Raw genomic sequence first — 19,772 nt, forward strand, 5'->3', positions numbered from 1 at the left:
CATGCGTGGCTGGCGCTTGCGGTTGGCCTGAGCAGCGCTTATCTCATGGGCTCTCCGGCCCCTTTTGACCCCATTGCTGCTGTGCCTTTCATCGGCGCGACAAGCCACGGACGTGAACTATGAAGCCTACGCCCAGCCAGAACCGCGAAATCATTGTCCGCGGTGCCCGCGAGCACAATTTGAAGGGCATCGACGTAAAACTGCCCCGCGACAGCCTCATCGTCATGACCGGTCTGTCCGGCTCCGGCAAATCGTCTTTGGCGTTCGACACCATCTATGCCGAAGGCCAGCGCCGCTATGTGGAATCGCTGTCGGCCTATGCGCGCCAGTTCCTCGAAATGATGCAGAAGCCCGATGTGGAGCACATCGAAGGCCTCTCGCCCGCCATTTCCATCGAGCAGAAGACGACCTCGCGTAACCCGCGCTCTACCGTTGGCACGGTCACCGAGATCTACGACTATCTCCGTCTTCTATTCGCCCGCGTCGGCATTCCCTATTCGCCCGCCACGGGCCTCCCCATCGAAAGCCAGACCGTCAGCCAGATGGTCGACCGCACCCTTGAGCTGCCCGAAGGCACCCGCCTCTATCTACTGGCCCCCATCGCGCGCGGACGCAAGGGCGAGTTCAAGAAGGAACTGGCCGATCTCATGCGCAAAGGCTTCCAGCGCGTGAAGATCGACGGCACCTATCACGAAATCGAAGACGCCCCCGCGCTGGACAAAAAATTCAAGCACGATATCGAAGTCGTGGTCGACCGCGTCGTGGTTTCGCCGGATATCTCCGGCCGCCTCGCCGAAAGCTTTGAGACGGCGCTGAAGCTCGCCGAAGGCATTGCCCTCGTCGAATATGCCGATGAGAAGAACGAAGACGGCTCTGCCCGCCAGATCACCTTCTCCGAAAAATTCGCCTGCCCGGTTTCCGGCTTCACCATTGCCGAAATCGAGCCGCGCCTGTTCTCGTTCAACAATCCCTTCGGCGCCTGCCCGGTCTGCGATGGCCTGGGCACCGAGCAGAAGATCGACTCCGACCAGATCGTCCCCGATGCGACCCTGTCGCTGCGCGATGGTGCCATCCTGCCTTGGTCGAAGACCTCCGCGCCCTATTACCAGCAGACCCTGCAGGCCGTCGTAAAGCACTACGGCGCCTCGACCGGCACCGCCTGGAACGAGCTGCCCTTCGACGTCCAGCACGCCGTCCTCTATGGCACCGACAAGACGGCGATCAACTTCGTCTATGACGATGGCCTGCGCCAGTACAAGACCAGCAAGCCCTTCGAAGGCGTTATCGGCAACCTTGAGCGTCGCTATAAGGAAACCGAAAGCGCCGGCATGCGCGAAGAGATCGAAAAGTACATGTCGGCCAAGCCTTGCGTCGCCTGCGGCGGTTATCGCCTCAAGCCCGAAACGCTGGCGGTGAAGATCGATGGCCTCCATATCGGCCAGGTCAGCGACATGTCGATCAAGGTGGCTTCAAAGTGGTTTGTCGACCTCTCCGACAAGCTCAACGCCACCCAGAGCCAGATCGGCGAGCGCATCCTCAAGGAAATCCGCGAGCGCCTGAACTTCCTCAACGATGTCGGCCTCGAATATCTCTCCATGTCGCGCAATTCCGGCACCCTGTCGGGCGGCGAAAGCCAACGCATTCGTTTGGCCAGCCAGATTGGCTCGGGCCTGACGGGCGTGCTCTACGTGCTCGACGAGCCCTCCATCGGTCTCCACCAGCGCGACAATGCCCGCCTCTTGGAAACGCTGCAGCGCCTGCGCGACCTCGGCAATACGGTCATCGTCGTCGAACACGACGAAGACGCGATCCTCACCGCCGACTATGTCCTCGATATCGGCCCCGGCGCCGGCGTCAATGGCGGCCACATCGTCGCCGAAGGCACGCCGCAGGACATTCTCAACCACCCCGATTCCCTCACCGGCAAATATCTCTCCGGCCGCATGGGCATCCAGATTCCGGCCGAACGCCGCGAAGGCAAGAAGGGCAAGGCCCTCTCCATCAAGGGCGCGACCGGCAACAATCTCAAGAACGTCTCTGTCGACGTGCCCCTCGGTCTCTTCGTCGCCATCACCGGTGTGTCCGGCGGCGGCAAGTCGACCCTGATGATCGACACCATGTACCAGGCCATCGCTCGCCGCCTCAACGGCGCCCGCGTCGTCCCTGCCCCGCATGAATCGCTCACCGGCCTCGAATTCCTCGACAAGGTCATCGACATCGACCAGTCGCCGATCGGCCGCACCCCGCGTTCCAATCCGGCCACCTATACCGGCGCCTTCACGCCCCTGCGCGAATGGTTCGCTGGCCTCCCGGAAGCGAAAGCGCGCGGTTACGGACCTGGCCGCTTCTCCTTCAACGTTAAGGGTGGCCGCTGCGAGAAGTGCGAGGGCGATGGCGTCCTGAAAATCGAAATGCACTTCCTGCCCGACGTATACGTCACCTGCGACGTCTGCAAGGGTAAGCGCTACAATCGCGAAACCCTGGAAGTCCAGTTCAAGGGCAAGTCGATCTCCGACGTCCTCGACATGACTATCGACGAAGGCGTCGAGTTCTTCTCGGCCGTCCCGGTCATCCGTGACAAGTTCGCTACGCTTCAGCGCGTCGGCCTCGGCTACGTCAAGGTCGGCCAGCCGGCCACGACCCTCTCCGGCGGCGAAGCTCAGCGCGTGAAGCTTTCCAAGGAGCTGAGCAAGCGCGCCACCGGCCGCACGCTCTACATGCTCGACGAGCCGACCACCGGTCTTCACTTCCACGACGTGGCCAAACTTCTCGAAGTGCTCCACGAGCTCGTCGACGGTGGCAACTCGGTGGTTGTCATCGAGCACAATCTGGAAGTCATCAAGACGGCCGACTGGATCATCGACATGGGTCCCGAAGGCGGCGACGGCGGCGGCGAAGTGGTCGCTATCGGCACGCCCGAGGATGTCGCGTCCAACAAGCGCTCCCACACCGGCCACTTCCTCAAGGAAGTCATGGACCGCCGCCCCCAATTCGCGACCAGGGCGGCGGAGTAATCAAACCAACGGCGGGACCAGTTCCCGCCCTTTTTTCACCGCGTCATTCCCGCGAAAGCGGGAACCTCGATTTCGTGACCGCAGATTCACCTATTCGCGCCGGTGCGATGCTCAACGCCAACAGTCTGCTAACGCGCCCATAGCGTGATCTTCCCGCCACAAACACCCCGAATTGATCACATCGAGTCACCAATTCGCGCCAATGCGCCTCTCGATGCTACCTGTGTTCTAACCCGAAAACGCCGGTTTACCGCAGGCCGTTAGCCCGTCACGCCACTGTCTTGCGTCAGATCGATGAAACTACCATGCGCGCCACGCATGCCGCGCCTGCTATTTGCCCCATGGCGCACCCCCGCAAATCAGCCGATCTTCAAGCTGCAGCCACCAGCCATACTGGAATAGACCCATGTTTGTACGTGCCGTATGGCGCATCAAGCGCCTGGTCGACATCAAGCAGACGTTGCGGGAGATGGAAGTTCCCTCGACGCGAGATGCCGACTTACTGGGCATTTCCGGCCCAGATTTCTCCAAGATGACGCGATCGCTGTTCGATCGCTGATCTCTTTCCGACCGCAATAGTAGTAGTGGCCGCTGGATTGCCGTCCGGCGGCCATAGTTTTGGCCTGCACATTAACCGAGCATTAACAGGCACTGCCGACGGGTTGCGCATTTTGCATAGCTTCTTTGACTAAACTCTATCTGCTCGCTGGGGTTGGTCTCGACTATATCTCTCCTTGCAAACGACAGGAGAACTCAAATGGACATCCGCAAAACCTTCAAGAAGTGGGCCGCTTACCAGCAGACGGTTCGTGAACTTGCTGCTCTCGACAATCGCCAGCTGAACGATCTCGGCATCAACCGTACCGAAATCAATCGCATTGCTCGCGATCATGCCAATTCGCTCTAATAATTTCAGCGCGAATACTTCTGAACTAAACGACCGAACATCCGCTTCTCTCTGAGATGCGGATGTTTTCGTTTCTGCTGCCTGTCGCTGTGAAACTTATCCCCGCCCCCTAACCCTCTGCTATTCTCTCGCCCGTGATTGGCTTCCAGTTGCGTGGCGGCATGGCGCTTGGTATCTGCCTGCCATGTCAAACGAACCCATTCACATCATCGGCGGGGGCCTCGCTGGTTCCGAAGCCGCATGGCAGGCCGCCGAAGCCGGCGCCACCGTCATCGTGCACGAAATGCGCGGCGTCAAAGCCACCGACGCGCACAGCACCACCGACTTCGCAGAGCTCGTCTGCTCCAACAGTTTCCGATCCGACGACCACGAGCAGAACGCCGTCGGCCTCCTCCACGAAGAGATGCGCCGCTGCGGCTCGCTGATCATGCGCGCGGCCGACGAACACAAGCTGCCTGCTGGTGGTGCGCTCGCCGTCGACCGCCACGGATTTTCCGCAGCCGTCACGCAAGCCATTGAAAATCATCCAAGAATCACGGTCGTCCGCGAAGAGTTGGACGGTTGGCCGCCGGAAGACTGGCGTCACGTCATCATCGCCACGGGTCCCCTCACCTCGCCCGCCCTGGCCGATGCGATCCTCGCCAAAACCGGCGAAGACTCCCTCGCCTTCTTCGACGCCATCGCGCCGATCATCCACTATGACAGCATCGACCACGACATCGCCTGGAAACAGTCGCGCTACGACAAGGCCGGCCCCGGCGGCACGGGCGCGGACTATCTCAACCTGCCGATGGACCGCGACCAGTACTATGCCTTTGTAGAGGCTCTGAAAACGGCGCCGCTGCACGAGTTCAAGGACTGGGAAAAAGTTCCCTATTTCGACGGTTGTCTGCCCATCGAAGTCATGGCCGAGCGCGGCGATGAGACCCTGCGTCACGGCCCGATGAAGCCCGTCGGCCTCACCAATCCGCGCAACCCGACTGTAAAGCCCTATGCCATCGTCCAGCTCCGCCAGGACAATGCCTTGGGCTCGCTCTGGAACATGGTCGGCTTCCAGACCAAGATGCGCTACGGCATCCAGGCCGAGATTTTCCGCATGATCCCGGGCCTTGCCAACGCCCAGTTCGCGCGTCTCGGCGGGTTGCACCGCAACACTTTCATCAATTCCCCCAAGGTCTTGGATAGAGATATGCGTCTCAAGGCCGATCCGCGTATCCGCTTTGCCGGCCAGGTCACGGGCGTTGAAGGCTATGTCGAAAGCGCCGCCGTCGGTCTCATCACCGGCCGCCTCACCGCGGCTGAAGCCCGCAGTGAGACCATGCTGCTACCCCCGATCACGACCGCGCTCGGCGCCTTGATCGGTCACGTTACCGGCGGTCACATCGAAGCCGAAAGCTACAGTGGCGCCCGCAGCTTCCAGCCGATGAACGTCAATTTCGGCCTGTTCCCGGAAGTATCAGTTGAGAAGCCCGAGGGCGTAAAGCGCTGGCGCGGTCCGGAAAAGACCATGGCCAAGCGCCGCGCCATCACCAGCCGCGCGCTGGAAGACCTGAAAGCCTGGCAGTGACCCCCGAGGCGCTACGCTTCTATCTCCACGACCATATCCCGCTTTCCCGGGCCATGGCCGTGGAGGTCTTGGAAGCCAGCGCCGCCCACGTCCTGCTCGAAGCCCCGCTCGAGCCCAATATCAATATGCACAGCACCATGTTCGGCGGCAGCGCAGCCACGCTCGCTCTGCTCGCCGCCTGGTCAGTCATGCACCTAAAACTCGAGGCTGCAGGCATCGCCAGCCAATTGGTGATCCACCGGACCGCCATGGAATACCTGCTGCCGATCGCCGGTGTCGCCCAGGCTTCTGCGCACCTCGACGATGCCCATTGGCCGAGCTTCCTGCAAACCTTCCAGCGGCGCGGTCGCGCGCGTCTGACAGTCGTCGCCGAGTTGCTGTTCGAAGGTAAGATCGCCGGTCGCCTGACCGGCGAATTCGTCGCGATTTCCGAAACTTAGCGGTTCCGCAGCGTCCACCAGCCGATCCGGCCGATTTTCCGCCAGTCGGCCTCATCAGCCGGCGCCGCAAAGGGCGAACCGCCGCGACGCTTCCAAAGACGTAACTGCGCTTCGATCACCGGCAGAATCGCAAAGGCCGGCCGCAGGTTGCCCGGCAGCGCCGCAATCGCCTGCTTCGCTTTGCCAAAATGCTCCTCAGCCAACTCGGCAATTTGCCCGAGGGCCTCGTGCAATCCTTCGCTATCGGTGCCGGCGAAGATTTCCGCCTCACGCACCCCGTTTGCCTCAAAGATAGACCAGGGCAGCATGATCCGACCCTGCGAGGCCACATAGCCAAATGCCCGCAGATGCCCGACCATGGCCTGCGCCACGCCCAGGTGCCCCGCTGCATCGCCCGGCTCCACCGGCAAGCCTTCGTTGAGGATCATGGCCGAAAGCTGCAGCAGTGTAGACGCCGTCTCGCCGGCATAGCCTTCAAATGTCTCGAGATCGGGCATCGGATCATCATAGAGATCGAAGCGCCGCGCGCCGATCAGGCGTTGCAACGTACCGGGCGGCAAGGCGTAGCGATCAAGCGTCGTCAGCAGCGCATCCGCCAACGGATTCTGCCGAACCGCGCCGTGGCCATCGCCCTTAAGCGCATCATTCCACCACTGGAGGCGGATTTCACCCGGCGCCGGGCTGGAAACCCGCTCGCGAATGCCGGCAATGTCGGCATTGAACGCGAGGATTGCCGTCACGCCATCGCGCGCGGCTGCCGGCAAGGCCAGCGTAGAGAGATAGCGATCTCGATCGCTTTCCCGCAGGATCTGGGCTGCGTGAGCAAAACTCTCGGCCGGCATCAGCGCGCGTTCTCGACGGCGATGAAGGCTCCGGCAACGGCCCGTTCTTCGGCCAGCAGCACATTATAGGTGCGCACCGCGCCGCCCGTGCCGACGGCCTCGATGATCACTTTGCGCTCGCGAAACGCATCGCGAATGGAAGGATCGATGCGGGCAATATCCATGCCGAGGCCGATCAGCAGCACATCCAACTGATCCGCAAGCTCCAGCACAGGCTGCAAGCTGTCCAGCGTCAGCTCGGCCGGGGAAACGATATCCCAACCCTGCATGCCGGTCGGCAGGCAGAGCAAGGAGCCACGATGGGACAGTTCGGCGAAGCGGAAGCCGCCATTGCCATAGGCGTCGATGCCGACCTGGCGCGGGAAACGGCCCGCGCCAGTCGAAAGAGGGTCAGACGGAAGCGCCATCCGACGTCTTTTCCTTCTTGGCCTCGAGCTCTTCGTCGGTCTTCTGCTTGAGACCAAAATTGATGAGGATCGGGCCGTTGACGATCACCGACGAATACATGCCGACGAGAGAGCCGAAGGTCATGGCGATGGTGAAGCTGCGGAGGGCCTCGCCGCCGAACAGCACCAGCGGCACGAGCGCGAGAAGCACGGTGAACTGGGTGAGCGACGTACGGACGATGGTCTGGTTGATCGAGAGATCGATCAATTCAGGCAGCGGCATCTTCCTGTATTTCAACAGGTTTTCGCGGATACGGTCAGAGACCACGACGGTTTCGTTCAGCGATAGACCGACGAGCGTCAGCACCGCCGCGATGGAACTGAGGTTGAATTCCAGTCCCGTTATCGAGAACAGACCTATGGTCATGATGATGTCGTGCGACGTCGTCGTGACGGCCGCGAGGGCGAATTGCCACTCGAAGCGGAACCAGATGTAGATCAGGATACAGGCCAGCGCGATGATGACGGCGATGGTGCCGGTCCATGCCAATTCGCCCGAAACCGTGCCGCTCACCGCTTCAGTGCGTCGGACTTCGTAGTTGTCGCCTGCGAGCGCTTCCTGAACCTTCTGCACAGCGATCTGGTCGGCCGACTGGCCACCTTCCTGCGCTTGCACGCGGACGAGGACGTCTTGCGGCGTACCAAAGCCCTGGATTTGGATTTCGCCGACATCAAGCCCATCGAGCAGTTCGCGGACACGCGCCACATCGGCCGGGCCGCCCACATGCTGAACTTCGATGGCGGTGCCGCCGACGAAGTCGATGCCGAGGTTAAAGCCCTTGAAGTAGGCCGCGCCGATGGAGACCACCGACATGATGATCGAGAGCGCGATAACGTAGCGCGAGATCTTCATGAACGGAATCTTGGTGCCGTCCGGAATGAAGCGGAAATGCTGGATCTTCAGCTCTTTCGGACGCACGCGCTTGTACCACAGATTCACCTGGTAGGAGGTGACCGTGTAGGACGTGAAGAGCGAGGTCAGGATGCCGAGGCCGAGAGTGACGGCAAAGCCCTGCACCGGACCGGAGCCCATGAAATAGAGCACGACGGCCGCCACGAGCTGGGTCAAGTGCGAGTCGACGATGGTGCCCCAGGCGCGCTCGAAACCGGCATTGATGGCCTGCAATGGCGAGCGCCCTGCCCGCTGCTCCTCGCGCATGCGTTCGTAGATCAGCACGTTGGCGTCGACGGCCATACCGATGGTCAGCACGATACCGGCGATGCCGGGCAGCGTCAGCGTCGAGCCCAGCGTCGAAAGCGCCGCGAAGATCAGGATAACGTTGAGGACGAGAGAGACGTTGGCGAAGAGGCCCCAGACGCCATAGGCGATGATCATGAAGCTCACGACCAGGACCGAAGCGACGATACCTGCCGTCAGGCCGGCCTGGATGGAGTCGGCGCCAAGGCTCGCGTCGACGGTACGTTCTTCGATGACGTTGAGGCTGGCCGGCAGTGCACCGGCGCGCAGCAGCACGGCGAGGTCATTGGCCGAAGCGGTCGTAAAGTTGCCGCTGATCTGGCCAGAACCGCCAGTGATCGGCTGCTGGATGACCGGAGCGGTGATGACGGTGTTGTCGAGGACGATCGCGAAGCGCTGGCCGACATTGGCCGAGGTGATTTCGCTGAAAGTGACGGCGCCGCGCGTGTCGAACTTGAAGCTGACAACAGGAATGCCGCGCTGCGAGTCATAGGACGGCTGCGCATCGACGAGAGACTCGCCGCCGAGAGCGACGTCTTCATAAAGCAGTTCGCTGCCGCCATCCTCGCTGGGCACCACCATCGTGCCGGCTGGCAGGCCTTGGGCTTCGGCCTGCGCGGCCGTGAGGCCCGGATAGACCATGTGGAAGGTCAGGCGAGCGGTCTGCGAGATGATGTTCTTGAGGCGGGTTGAGTCGCCAAAGCCCGGCACCTGCACCATGACGCGGGTATCACCCTGGCGCTGGATGGTCGGTTCGGTCGTGCCCAGTTCGTCGATACGGCTGCGAATGACTTCGATGGACTGCGCCACGAGCGAACTCATGCGCTGGGTAATGCCCTCGGGGGTCAGGGTAACGGAAATTCGGCCGTCCGGACGCTCGGCGAATGCCAATTCTTGGACGCCGACGCCGCCGGAGAATAGCGAATTGTTGACGGTGTTCTGGATCCCCTGAAGGGCAGTCAGCGCCTGCTCTTTCTGGGTCGGATCGGTCAGCTCGATATAGATGGCGTTGTTGGCTTCATCGGTTGTGATGATGTTGCCAATGCCGTTCTGATTGGCCAGCACGTTGCGGGCGTCGCGGCGCACGTCGCTCAAGCGCTGGGTAACGATACCTGCGCGATCGACTTCGAGCAGCAGGTGCGAACCGCCCTGGAGATCGAGACCAAGCACCAGGCCAGGCTGAGGCAGCCATCCAGGGAGCGCATCCCGAACTTGCTGGGGCAAGAAATTGGGGGCGGCAAACAGAATACCCGCGATCGCGACAAACAGGATGATTGCTACGCGGAACGGCGACTGGTGCATGAAACGGCGTCCTAGAGCATGTCGCCCCGAAAGCGGGTACCGGTTTCGGGGGGAAGACATGCGGCTTCAAAGAGTCAGAAAGCCGGAGCCTTGCGGGCTCCGGCTAGATTGATCCGGCTTAGGCCGGCTTGTTGTCGTTGACCGGCTCGGCCTTGGAACGCACATCGGCAACCATGCCGCGCACGAGCTTGACCTTAACGCCCTGGGAGATTTCGACTTCCAGGTCTTCGCCATCAACGGCCTTGGTAACCTTGCCGACGATGCCGCCGGTGGTCACCACGGTGTCGCCGCGGCGGATAGCCGAGAGCATAGCCTGCTGTGCCTTGAGGCGCTTCTGCTGCGGACGGAAGATCAAAAGCCAGAAAATGATCACCAGCAGCACGATCGGCATGAGCTGGATCAGAATATCGGCGAAACCTCCCGTGGCGGGTGCGGCTGCATCCTGCGCAAAAGCGGGCGTTACAAACATCAGGCGAACTCCTATGATTCTTCTTGTGTTGGGGAGAAGAGCGCCACGCAGCTCACGGCTGCCGACTGGACGCGAATGGGGTCCCGTGCACTTGCACCCCGGCCAAAATCGCGCGGACTATACATTTGGCCCCCTGTGATTGCAAAGCCATTCAGGGAACACAATGCCGCGCTCGAATTGAAGGACTGAACCGGTGAAAACCAAAGACTATCTGGGCCGTATTGCTACGGCTCTCGAGGCTATTGCCGAAGCGCTGGAAACAACATCAGACGAAACCGCAGCTTTCGTGCTGGGCGAAGCCGACGCATATCATTGGCAAGGCGAAGCCGGGACGCTCCTGCCGGTTCCCAAGGTCAGTCGCGTGCCGCTCGAAATGTTGCGTGGCATCGAACATGTCCGCGACGTTCTTTTGAAGAATACCGAGCAGTTTGCGCGCGGACATGGCGCCAACAATGCCCTTCTTTGGGGCGCGCGGGGCATGGGCAAGAGCTCGCTCGTGAAAGCCATTCATGCCGATATCGGCGCGCGCGAAGGTTTTCAGCGGCTGGTGCTGATCGAAATCGCCCGCGAAGACCTCGACACCCTGCCCCAACTCATGCGCGCCATTTCGGGCAATTCGGCCCGCTTCATCGTCTTCTGCGACGATCTCAGCTTCGATAGCGGCGAAACGAGCTACAAGTCACTCAAGACCATTTTGGATGGCGGCCTAGAAGGCCGGCCGGACAATGTGCTCTTCTACGCTACGTCCAACCGCCGCCACCTGATGCCGCGTGACATGATCGAGAATGAGCGCTCGACGGCGATCAATCCGAGCGAGGCCGTGGAAGAAAAGGTGTCGCTGTCTGATCGCTTCGGCCTTTGGCTCGGCTTCCACAATTCCGACCAGGACACCTACCTCGCCATGGTGCGCGGCTATGCCGACTATTATGGCCTTGCACTCGACGACGAAACGCTGCGGGCTCGCGCTATCGAATGGGCCGCAACTCGTGGCTCCCGGTCCGGCCGCGTGGCTATCCAGCTCATCCGGAGTCTGGCGGGCGAACAGGGCAAGGTCGTTTAGCTACGCCAAGGCGCAGAAAGGAAGAGGGCCGGTGCGATTGCACCGGCCCTTCTTATTATGTCGTTGATCTCAGCTTGCCAGCAGCGGCACCGGATCGACCGGGGTTGCGCCCTTGCGCAGTTCGAAGTGGAGCTGCGGCTTCGAGACCGAACCACTCATGCCGACCGTGCCGATGGAGTCACCGCGGCTCACCGTGGCGCCCTTGGCAACGCTCATGCCGTTTAGGTGGGCATAGGCGGACACGTAACCGTTGGGGTGGCGGATGAGGATGAGGTTGCCATAACCCTCGACGCCCGAACCCACATAGATGACGGTGCCGTTCTCGGCAGCCTTGACCGTCGAACCCTCGGGAACATCGATATTGATGCCCGTGCCACGCGAGGCCGCGAAGTCGGTGATCACGCGGCCGCTGACCGGCCAGCGGAACTTGTCGTTGCCGGAAGCAACAGGCTCGGCGGCGGGTGCACTGGCCACCTGGGTCGGGGCTGGCGCCGCGACAGGAGCAGCGACCGATGCCGGAGTGGCGGCGACCTGCTGAGGAGCAGCCTGCGGGCGGCCCAGAGGAGCAGGAGCAGCTCCGAGCGTCTGGGTCGGCGTCGCGCTTGCCACCTGAACGGTCGGCTGTGCTGCAGTCTGCGGTGTGCGCACCAGGTCCGGACGGCCGGGAATGATCAGCGACTGGCCGACGACGATCTTGTCCGGCGAGGAGAGGCCATTGGCTTGCACAAGCGCCTGGGTGGTGACCTCATAGCGACGGGCGATCGTATAGAGCGACTCGCCGCCTGCAATGGTGTGGGTATAGGCGCCGGCAGTGTTCGCGGCCGCGGCCACAACCGGTGCGGCGGCGGGAGCGGCGCTCGGCACGCTGCTGTTGACGGGCAGAGCGGCGTTGGAGCTCGGGAGCGAGCCGAGTGCAACGGCGGGCGGCATGGACGGCATCGAGGCCGGGGTTTGCATGGCGGGCATGGCTTGCGGGGTTCCCATGGAAGCGGAAGAACTCAGTACAGGAAGATCCTGGGATCGAACCGAGGGCGCACTTGCCCCCATGCCAATCGGCGAAACCGAGCCGACCGGCTGCGTAAAGCCCGACTGCACGGGCGAAGCAGATTGAACAGGTGGAACGCCCCAAGCGGAACCGATCGGCGCGGGCGGCAGGAACCGCTGCTCGGCAACCTGCACCGCGGCAGGCGCACCAAGCGATGCCGGCATGGGCTGGTTCAGCGTGGCAGGAGCGGAGGATTGGGTAACGGAGCCGGTCGTGGTGGAATCGCCAAAGGTTCGCGAACCAAGACTTGAACAACCGGACAAGCCGACGGCTGCTACTAACAGACCAGCCACGGCGACTGTACTTTTAGGCACCCTGACAGACAGGTTTTTACGCATCGGCTAACTCGTACGCAGGTACTTAACACTGGAAACGAGAGTAGGCCGGTAAGGTAAAAGGGGCCTTAAAGCCGATGCGATTTGAGTGAAATCGGATTGGGCTTGTTGTCGATTGGGTAAGGTTAAGATTGCCCGGCTGGGGACAAGCTGAGCCCGGCAAGCCTTTGCAGAGCAGTTTTTTCCGTCTGCTGCAGCGCGAAAGGCGTCACCGTTATGGTGTTGCGACGGCGCAAAACTTCGAAATCTGCGTTCGAGTCCAAGGGCATAGGCGTTTCGGGAATAGCGACGAAGAATTCGCCATCCTTGTCGCTCGGATAATAGCGGAAGGCCGAACGCGAGAAGCGCTGATGCGGCACGGCGGCTATGCCGGCGACGTCGTTGGGCGAACAGACCGGGAAGTTGACGTTGTAAAAAACATCGTCCTGGCCGCGAGCCGCTAGAATCGCCCGGACAACATCTGTCCCGAAACGAATCGAATTCGACCAATCGACTGCATGACTTCTTTCGTAGTCGATGGCCTGACTCATCGCGATTCCGATCGCGCCCTGGAGCGCACCTTCCCGCGCGCCGGCCGCGGTGCCGGAACAATGCACGATGTCGCCGAGATTCTGCCCGGCATTGACGCCGGACAGAACGAGGTCGGCCGGACGGTCGGCCAGCACATGAGTCATGCCGGCCACGACGCAATCGGCGGGAGAGCCGCCGATCACTGTGAAGCGCCGCGGGCCGCGCTCTTCGATGGATAGTTCACGGCCAAGCGTGAAGCGGTGCCCTGCCCCGGACTGGTTGCCATCCGGGGCCACGATCCAGACATCGTCCGACAGCGCGGCGGCGATATCGACCATGATGGCGATCCCTGGCGCATCCACACCATCGTCATTGGTGATGAGGATGCGCATGGATCACTTGCCTCCGATGGAGGTGAGGCCGCCCATATAGGGCTGCAGCGCCTCGGGGATCAGGACGGAGCCATCTTCCTGCTGGTAGTTTTCCAAGACAGCGATGAGGCAACGACCCACGGCGGTGCCGGAACCATTGAGCGTATGCACATAGCGCGGCGCCTGCTTTTCACCAGATGGGCGATAGCGGGCCTCCATGCGGCGGGCCTGGAAATCGCCGCAGACGGAGACGGACGAAATCTCGCGATAGGTGTCCTGCCCCGGCAGCCAGACTTCGAGATCATAGGTCTTGCGCGCGCCGAAACCCATATCGCCGGTGCAGAGCATCATGACACGGTAGTGGAGGCCAAGGCGCTGAAGCACCGTCTCGGCACAGGCCAGCATGCGCTCGTGCTCGTCGATGGAGGTTTCGGCCGTCGTGATCGACACCATCTCGACTTTGTCGAACTGGTGCTGGCGCAGCATGCCGCGCGTGTCACGACCGGCTGAGCCGGCTTCGGAACGGAAGCAAGGCGTCAGTGCCGCAAAGCGCAGCGGTAGTTCCTCTTCGGCGAGGATGGATTCGCGCACCATATTAGTGAGCGGCACTTCCGCGGTCGGGATGAGGGCCAGGCGCGAGTCGCCGTGCGGGGTGAAGAACAGGTCTTCCTCGAACTTCGGCAACTGATTGGTGCCGAAGAGCGCATCGTCCCGCACGAGCAGCGGCGGTTGCACTTCCAGGTAGCCGTGCTCGGTCGTGTGCAGGTCGAGCATGAACTGGCCGATGGCGCGTTCGAGGCGGGCGATCTGGCCCTTCAGCACCACGAAGCGGCTGCCGGAAAGCTTGGCGGCTACTTCAAAATCCATGTCCTTTTCGGCAACGCCGATTTCGTAGTGCTCTTTAGGAGCAAACGCGAAGGACGGCTTGGCCGGACGCTGCCTTGCGGCAGTTTCGGCCGTGCCGTTGGCACCGAAATATTCGACATTGTCGTTTTCGTCGTCGCCCTGCGGCACATCCTCGAGCGCAAGGTTCGGAATAACCGACAGTGCAGCACGAAGCTCGGCCTCAACGGCGCGTTCTTCGGCTTCGCCCGTCGGGATAAAGTCCTTGAGGCGCGCGACTTCCGCCATCAGCTCCTGGGCCTTGGCTTCATCCTTCTGAGCCTTGGCCTGGCCGATCTGCTTGGAGAGCGCGTTGCGCTTTTCCTGCGCTTCGTTGAGGCGGACGATGATTTCCCGGCGCCGATCGTCGATCGCCAGGAGATCGGAGGACCGCACGGAGACATTCTTGCGCCGGGAAACGGCAGCGTCGAAAGCTTCGGCGTTGGCTCTGATCCACTTGATATCGAACATCGGTTCTTACGGGCCCTTGCCCGCCTCTGGTTTGACGCAGGCCCTGGGGATTATACCCCGGAGCGCGCCTGCCAGCGCCGCGGGGCAGAACTGAGCTGCACCCGCGAGAGAACGCGGAGCAGCTATTCGCTAGATGAGCCGGAAAGCTCGGCTTCCTGTGCCGCCAGCTTCGCCTCGCGACGCTTCTGCACAATCCGAACCGACAGGATCGCCAGTTCGTAAAGCGCGTACATCGGCAGGGCAAGCCCGATCTGGGAGATCGGATCGGGCGGTGTGATCAAGGCGGCCACGATCAGGATGCCGACGATGGCAAAGCGGCGGCCCTTCTTGAGCATCTCGACATTGACGAGATCGATCTGCGCCAGAAGCGTCAGCACGACGGGCAACTGGAAGCAGATGCCGAAAGCCAGAATCAGCGTCATGGCGAAGCCGAGATATTCAGACACGCGCGGCATGAGCTTGATTTCTTCCGTCTCCATGCCGGCGAAGAAATGCAGCGCCATGGGCAGGACGGTGAAATAGACCATCAGCGCACCCATGATGAAGAAGATCGGGGTGGCAATGAGATAGGGCACCAGCGCCTTGCGCTCGTGCTTGTAGAGCCCCGGCGCAACGAAGAGATAGATCTGCGTGGCGATGAAGGGGAAGCCGAGGAAGATCGCGCCGAAGAAGGCCAGGTTCAGTTCGGTGAAGAACAGTTCCTGCGGGGCGGTATAGATCAGCTCGATCGTATGGGTCGGATCATTGGCATAGACGCCGCGATAGGGCCCGAGAAGAATATCGAAAATATTCTTCGAGATCAGGAAGCAGCCGATCATCAGCACGACGACGGCGATGGCGCTATAGATGAGGCGCTTGCGCAGCTCGATCAGGTGTTCGAGAAGCGGCGCCTCGCTGCCCGCGAGTTCGTCCTCGACTTCGGGCTTGTTCTTGTCTTCGAGCTGCGGCTGCTTGGCGTCGGCCATCGTTATTTCGTTTCTACCGGTTCAGCCGGCTTCTTGCGCGGCGCGCGGGGCTTCTTGGCGGGCGCAGCCGGTTCGGCGGCAACTTCTGCGACAGCAACCTTGGTCCGCGGCTTGCGAACCGGCTTGGCAGGCACCACGACTTCATTGGCGCTCGCAGCCTCAGGCAGTGCGGTCTTCTTGGCTGGTGCCTTCCTCGCGGCAGGCTGCTTGGCAACAGCCGCGGTTTTCTTTGCGGCGGCAGGCTTTTTCGCCGGGGCGACCTTGGTGGCCTCGACCGGCGGAAGCTCGCTTGACGTCACGGGTGCCGTCGGCGCTGCGGTGACCGACTTGGCCGCCGTTACCTGCGCTGCCTTTACCGGCTCGCTGCCCTTGAAGCCATAGTCGGAGGCCAGCTCATCATTGGTCTTCTTGGCGGGCGGCATGCCGGCAGCGCTGCGCAGCTCGTCGACAACGCTTTCCGCCTTGGGGTCAGCCGGCTTGATGGCGCCGCTGGGCTGCGGGCCCGTCGGCGTCATGGTGTTGAATTCCTTGCGGATCTCTTCGGCCGTTTTCTTCAGCGGCGAGGTGATGGAATTGCGGAGGTTCCGCACTTCATCAAGGCCGGTGGTCCGATTGATTTCCCGCTGGAATTCATTGCCCATGCGGCGGATTTGACCCACGAACTTGCCGATGCGTCCCATGACGACGGGCAGGTCCTTGGGGCCAATGACGATCAGCGCAACGACGCCGATCACCAGCATCTCTGTCCAGCCTAGACCGAGCATAAGGATAGTCTCCGAGCGCGGCCCACGGCCGCTAAGTCAGGCCGAGAAGGATCAGACGTCCTTGCGCTCGGTCTCGCGTGTTTCGACTTCAGCAGTCGTGGTGACACGTTCAACCGGCTTGTCGTCGTCCTTCATGCCCTTCTGGAAGGCTTTGATGCCCGACGCAACTTCACCCATCATGCCGGAGATCTTCCCGCGGCCGAACAGCAGAATTACGACGACGGCAACAACGAGAATGCCCCAAATGGAAGGCGCGTGCATGGTGATCTCCCTAGACTTTCAGAACGCGTTACACGCGATAGATGTGCGAGAAATAGGTTCAATCGCAGGCAAACACAAGAACGTGTTGCCGTTGCGCACTCACGAAAGCGGCAACCTGCATCCCAATATGACGGATTCACTCGCTCTCAAGGCAGGGCCAGGGCCTCTTTATGGACCGGCGTGACACCGAAGGGACGCGTTCTAAATCGGCAGGCATAAGACCCGCCCGGCCTTTCGGCTTGCGGCTGCGCGGTCGCGACGCCCCTTCGGGCGCACGGTGAGAAGCGGCTTTCGCCTCGAAATGTAAGATAGAAGAGGCGAAAGCCGCTTCGCACGTCCGGGATTTTTTGCGCACGCATCGAGCGGTCCCCTTTTGGGGTTTTACGGTCCAGATCGCCGTCGGAAGCATCCGAAGATGCGACGGGGGCTTTCTGCCGCTTGACCGGTGGTCAGCATCCACGCACTCGCCCAGGCGACCCCGAGCGACCCGACTTCCCGCCCGACACTTCGTCGGTGCCGCGTGTTATCGGCGGGAATGAGGGGAGAATGCCACAGGTTTTGGGGGCGGGGATAAGCGGGATAGATTGCGTTCAGCGCTCAGCGGCGCGCTAGTCGTCGTCGCTGACCGCATCTCCCTGATCGTCCGGGGCAAGCGGGTCTTCGTCGTCTCGCAAAGCGCCATCGAATGGCAATGGAATTTGCAGCGATGGCGGCAATCTGGATGACAGGAGCCCTGCCCCTTTGAGTTCGTCGAGGCCGGGCAGATCGGACAGGTGCTCAAGGCCAAAATGGTCGAGAAAGGCATCGGTGGTGCCATAGGTAACGGGCCTGCCCGGTGTGCGGCGGCGGCCGCGCATGCGCACCCAGCCAGCTTCCATCAGGATATCCATCGTGCCCTTGCCGACGGCAACGCCGCGGACTTCTTCGATTTCGGCCCGAGTCGCGGGCTGGTGGTAGGCAATGATCGCGAGGGTTTCGAGCGCGGCACGGGAAAGCGGGCGGGTTTCCTCTTCCTCCCGGCGCAGCAGGAAGCCCAGGTCTTCGGCGGTGCGGAAGGCCCAGCGATCGCCGCGGCGCACCAGATTAACGCCACGGTTGGCATAAAGCGCGCGCAACTCTTCGATCAGCACCGGCAGGTTCGCACCGTCGCCCACATAGGGCGACATCTCTGCGAGGGACAAAGGCTCTGACGAGGCGAACAGGAGCGCTTCAAGAATGCGCAACTGACGCTGGCGCACCTCGCCTTCGAAATTCTCATCGCTCATGGTTGTTCACGTTTCCGGCGCCGCAGCAGGATGGGCCCAAAAGTCTCGCTCTGCCGAACTTCGATTTCGCCCTGGCGAACCAATTCGAGACTGGAGGCGAAGGTGGAGGCGCGGACGGTTGCGCGCTCGTCCGGCTTGGCCAGATATTGTTCGAGATAGGTATCCATCGCGATCCAGTCAGCGCTTTCGCCGATCAGCCGCTGCAGAATGTCTCGCGCGTCCTGCAGAGACCAGACGGTCCGCGTATAAGGACGATATTCGGTAACGGCACCGCGTTCGCGCTGGGCCGAATAGGCTTTCAACAGCTCATAGTAGCTCGCTTCCCATATGGATTTTCGAGCGACTTCCAAGGGTTCGGGCGCACCGCGCGAATAGATCTGCAGGCCCAGCCTGGGGCGGCTCAAGAGACGGCTCGCCGCTAGGCGCATGGCCTCGAGGCGCTTGAGACGGAATTGCAGCATGGCCGCCAGCATTTCGCCGGATGGCTCGTCATCGTCCTGAACCTGCGGCACCATGAGGCGGCTCTTGAGATAAGCCAGCCACGCGGCCATCACCAGATAGTCGGCCGCAACTTCGATGCGGCGCTCGCGCACCCGGTCGATGAAGGACAGATATTGCTCGGCGAGGGCCAAAATGGAAATCGCCGCAAGGTCGACCTTTTGCCGTCGCGCCAGGTCCAGCAGCAGATCGAGAGGGCCTTCATAGCCGTCCACGTCGACATGCAGGACCTCGTCCGCTGGCGGCGCTTCTGCGTCGAGCCATTCGGTCAGCGATCCGGTCATGAGGAAATCCGCGGAGCAGAGGTCATGCCGCATCCTTGGCGGCGCAAAGCCGCAGCGTCAAGCGAGCCAAGCAGTTGGGCTAGAAGCTGAACACGCCTTCTACCGGAACGTGGTCGCTGGGCTTGTCCCAACCGCGCACGTCCTTATGCACGGTGACGTCATCTAGCCGGTCGGCTGCTTGCGGCGAGAGCATCAGGTGATCGATGCGGATACCGGCATTTCGCCGCCATGCGCCGGCCTGGAAATCCCAGAACGTAAAGGTTTGCTCCGCGGTGATGGAGCGCAGGGCATCGGTCATGCCAAGGTTACGCAGAATCCGGAACTTTTCGAGGCTTTCCGGCCGATAGAGCGCATCGCCCCACCAGGCGTCGGGATCATGGGCGTCGATCGGCGCGGGAATGAGATTGAAGTCGCCCATGAGCACGAAGGGCTCTTCCAACGCCAGGCGGTCCTCGACGAACGTGTTGAGGCGATCCATCCAGCGCAGTTTGTAGGGAAACTTCTCGGTATCGACCGGATTGCCGTTCGGGAGGTAAATGTTGCAAATGCGGACGATCCCGCCTTCGACCGAAAAAACGCCTTCGATGAGGCGCGATTGTTCGTCGGCGTCGTCGCCCGGCAGGCCACGGTGCACTTCGTCGAAGGGAAGTTTGGAAAGGAGCGCGACGCCGTTCCAGCTCTTCTGGCCGTGTGTGACAACATTGTAGCCAAGCGCCTCGATCTCGGCGATCGGAAAGCCCTCGTCGACGGTCTTGATTTCCTGCAGGCCGACAATGTCGGGCTTTTCTTCCTCAAGCCAGCGCAGCAGAAGTTCGAGCCGGGCCTTGATGCCATTGATATTCCAGGTGGCGACGCGCAAGGCCATGGCTCTCTCCG

The 19,772-nt window shown here is 61.7% G+C and carries 19 protein-coding genes; 6 read left to right on the forward strand and 13 right to left on the reverse strand.

What is annotated here, in order from left to right; translation table 11 throughout:
- The first annotated feature begins 119 nt into the window (after nt 1-119).
- From uvrA to JP75_RS12005, 5 genes are all read left to right on the forward strand, one after another.
- The gene (gene uvrA / locus JP75_RS11995) at nt 120-3,014 is read left to right on the forward strand and encodes an excinuclease ABC subunit UvrA (protein ID WP_035083169.1); all 2,895 of its coding nucleotides are present in this window, start codon (nt 120-122) and stop codon (nt 3,012-3,014) included.
- Between the two features lie 406 nt (nt 3,015-3,420).
- Complete coding sequence (locus tag JP75_RS26565; protein ID WP_160194681.1) at nt 3,421-3,573, forward strand: hypothetical protein; 153 nt, start codon at nt 3,421-3,423, stop codon at nt 3,571-3,573.
- 198 nt (nt 3,574-3,771) lie between these two features.
- Nucleotides 3,772-3,921: a DUF1127 domain-containing protein gene (locus JP75_RS25885; protein ID WP_082560911.1), complete on the forward strand. Its 150-nt coding sequence runs from the start codon at nt 3,772-3,774 to the stop codon at nt 3,919-3,921.
- 184 nt (nt 3,922-4,105) lie between these two features.
- A complete protein-coding gene (gene trmFO / locus JP75_RS12000) occupies nt 4,106-5,488 on the forward strand; it encodes a methylenetetrahydrofolate--tRNA-(uracil(54)-C(5))-methyltransferase (FADH(2)-oxidizing) TrmFO (RefSeq protein ID WP_035083172.1) in 1,383 nt (460 codons plus the stop codon).
- Nucleotides 5,485-5,928 carry a YiiD C-terminal domain-containing protein gene (locus tag JP75_RS12005; protein WP_035083174.1) on the forward strand — a complete coding sequence of 148 codons (444 nt, stop codon included), beginning with the start codon at nt 5,485-5,487 and terminating at the stop codon, nt 5,926-5,928. Before trmFO ends, JP75_RS12005 begins: the two co-directional genes overlap by 4 nt.
- Here JP75_RS12005 and JP75_RS12010 read toward each other — a convergent pair.
- The 4 genes from JP75_RS12010 to yajC all read right to left on the reverse strand — a co-directional run bounded on the left by JP75_RS12010 (nt 5,925) and on the right by yajC (nt 10,185).
- Nucleotides 5,925-6,770 (reverse strand): phytoene/squalene synthase family protein, encoded by an 846-nt coding sequence (locus JP75_RS12010; RefSeq protein ID WP_035083176.1) that lies wholly within the window; start codon nt 6,768-6,770, stop codon nt 5,925-5,927. The genes JP75_RS12005 and JP75_RS12010 overlap by 4 nt on opposite strands.
- Nucleotides 6,770-7,177, reverse strand: a complete 408-nt coding sequence (locus JP75_RS12015; RefSeq protein WP_035083178.1) for an Mth938-like domain-containing protein — start codon at nt 7,175-7,177, stop codon at nt 6,770-6,772. Before JP75_RS12015 ends, JP75_RS12010 begins: the two co-directional genes overlap by 1 nt.
- Complete coding sequence (gene secD / locus JP75_RS12020; RefSeq protein ID WP_035083179.1) at nt 7,161-9,716, reverse strand: protein translocase subunit SecD; 2,556 nt, start codon at nt 9,714-9,716, stop codon at nt 7,161-7,163. Before secD ends, JP75_RS12015 begins: the two co-directional genes overlap by 17 nt.
- Nucleotides 9,717-9,834: 118 nt before the next feature.
- Nucleotides 9,835-10,185 (reverse strand): preprotein translocase subunit YajC, encoded by a 351-nt coding sequence (gene yajC, locus JP75_RS12025; protein WP_035083180.1) that lies wholly within the window; start codon nt 10,183-10,185, stop codon nt 9,835-9,837.
- Between the two features lie 193 nt (nt 10,186-10,378).
- Here yajC and JP75_RS12030 point away from each other — a divergent pair, with 193 nt between their 5' ends.
- A complete protein-coding gene (locus JP75_RS12030; RefSeq protein WP_035083186.1) occupies nt 10,379-11,245 on the forward strand; it encodes an ATP-binding protein in 867 nt (288 codons plus the stop codon).
- Nucleotides 11,246-11,314: 69 nt separating this feature from the next.
- Here the strand turns inward: JP75_RS12030 and JP75_RS12035 are convergent, their stop codons facing one another.
- From JP75_RS12035 to xth, 9 genes are all read right to left on the reverse strand, one after another.
- Nucleotides 11,315-12,454 carry a M23 family metallopeptidase gene (locus JP75_RS12035; RefSeq protein ID WP_051960646.1) on the reverse strand — a complete coding sequence of 380 codons (1,140 nt, stop codon included), beginning with the start codon at nt 12,452-12,454 and terminating at the stop codon, nt 11,315-11,317.
- Nucleotides 12,455-12,750: 296 nt separating this feature from the next.
- Nucleotides 12,751-13,527 carry a 5'/3'-nucleotidase SurE gene (gene surE, locus JP75_RS12040; protein WP_035083188.1) on the reverse strand — a complete coding sequence of 259 codons (777 nt, stop codon included), beginning with the start codon at nt 13,525-13,527 and terminating at the stop codon, nt 12,751-12,753.
- A gap of 3 nt (nt 13,528-13,530) precedes the next feature.
- Entirely contained in the window at nt 13,531-14,859 is a 1,329-nt protein-coding gene (gene serS / locus JP75_RS12045) for a serine--tRNA ligase (protein WP_035083196.1), read from the reverse strand.
- Nucleotides 14,860-14,981: 122 nt separating this feature from the next.
- Nucleotides 14,982-15,824, reverse strand: a complete 843-nt coding sequence (tatC, locus tag JP75_RS12050) for a twin-arginine translocase subunit TatC (protein ID WP_035083201.1) — start codon at nt 15,822-15,824, stop codon at nt 14,982-14,984.
- 2 nt (nt 15,825-15,826) lie between these two features.
- On the reverse strand, nt 15,827-16,588 hold the full coding sequence (gene tatB / locus JP75_RS12055) for a Sec-independent protein translocase protein TatB (RefSeq protein ID WP_035083203.1): 762 nt from the start codon (nt 16,586-16,588) through the stop codon (nt 15,827-15,829).
- A gap of 51 nt (nt 16,589-16,639) precedes the next feature.
- Nucleotides 16,640-16,849: a twin-arginine translocase TatA/TatE family subunit gene (locus JP75_RS12060; protein ID WP_035083204.1), complete on the reverse strand. Its 210-nt coding sequence runs from the start codon at nt 16,847-16,849 to the stop codon at nt 16,640-16,642.
- Nucleotides 16,850-17,457: 608 nt separating this feature from the next.
- A complete protein-coding gene (gene scpB / locus JP75_RS12065) occupies nt 17,458-18,114 on the reverse strand; it encodes an SMC-Scp complex subunit ScpB (protein WP_035083206.1) in 657 nt (218 codons plus the stop codon).
- Nucleotides 18,111-18,896: a segregation and condensation protein A gene (locus JP75_RS12070; RefSeq protein ID WP_051960664.1), complete on the reverse strand. Its 786-nt coding sequence runs from the start codon at nt 18,894-18,896 to the stop codon at nt 18,111-18,113. The genes scpB and JP75_RS12070 overlap by 4 nt, the downstream gene beginning before the upstream one ends.
- Nucleotides 18,897-18,975: 79 nt before the next feature.
- Entirely contained in the window at nt 18,976-19,755 is a 780-nt protein-coding gene (xth, locus tag JP75_RS12075; protein ID WP_035083441.1) for an exodeoxyribonuclease III, read from the reverse strand.
- Between the last annotated feature and the right edge of the window lie 17 nt (nt 19,756-19,772).

Source organism: Devosia riboflavina (assembly GCF_000743575.1).
GTDB lineage: Bacteria > Pseudomonadota > Alphaproteobacteria > Rhizobiales > Devosiaceae > Devosia > Devosia riboflavina.

Coding starts and splice junctions, on each gene's coding strand:
- tatC (WP_035083201.1), bottom strand. CDS start 15,824: ATGGCCGACGCCAAGCAGCCGCAGCTCGAAGACAAGAACAAGCCCGAA.
- JP75_RS12035 (WP_051960646.1), bottom strand. CDS start 12,454: ATGCCGGCATCGCTTGGTGCGCCTGCCGCGGTGCAGGTTGCCGAGCAG.
- uvrA (WP_035083169.1), top strand. CDS start 120: ATGAAGCCTACGCCCAGCCAGAACCGCGAAATCATTGTCCGCGGTGCC.
- scpB (WP_035083206.1), bottom strand. CDS start 18,114: ATGAGCGATGAGAATTTCGAAGGCGAGGTGCGCCAGCGTCAGTTGCGC.
- JP75_RS12015 (WP_035083178.1), bottom strand. CDS start 7,177: ATGGCGCTTCCGTCTGACCCTCTTTCGACTGGCGCGGGCCGTTTCCCG.
- serS (WP_035083196.1), bottom strand. CDS start 14,859: ATGTTCGATATCAAGTGGATCAGAGCCAACGCCGAAGCTTTCGACGCT.
- JP75_RS26565 (WP_160194681.1), top strand. CDS start 3,421: ATGTTTGTACGTGCCGTATGGCGCATCAAGCGCCTGGTCGACATCAAG.
- trmFO (WP_035083172.1), top strand. CDS start 4,106: ATGTCAAACGAACCCATTCACATCATCGGCGGGGGCCTCGCTGGTTCC.
- JP75_RS12010 (WP_035083176.1), bottom strand. CDS start 6,770: ATGCCGGCCGAGAGTTTTGCTCACGCAGCCCAGATCCTGCGGGAAAGC.
- tatB (WP_035083203.1), bottom strand. CDS start 16,588: ATGCTCGGTCTAGGCTGGACAGAGATGCTGGTGATCGGCGTCGTTGCG.
- JP75_RS12060 (WP_035083204.1), bottom strand. CDS start 16,849: ATGCACGCGCCTTCCATTTGGGGCATTCTCGTTGTTGCCGTCGTCGTA.
- JP75_RS12070 (WP_051960664.1), bottom strand. CDS start 18,896: ATGACCGGATCGCTGACCGAATGGCTCGACGCAGAAGCGCCGCCAGCG.
- JP75_RS25885 (WP_082560911.1), top strand. CDS start 3,772: ATGGACATCCGCAAAACCTTCAAGAAGTGGGCCGCTTACCAGCAGACG.
- yajC (WP_035083180.1), bottom strand. CDS start 10,185: ATGTTTGTAACGCCCGCTTTTGCGCAGGATGCAGCCGCACCCGCCACG.
- secD (WP_035083179.1), bottom strand. CDS start 9,716: ATGCACCAGTCGCCGTTCCGCGTAGCAATCATCCTGTTTGTCGCGATC.
- surE (WP_035083188.1), bottom strand. CDS start 13,527: ATGCGCATCCTCATCACCAATGACGATGGTGTGGATGCGCCAGGGATC.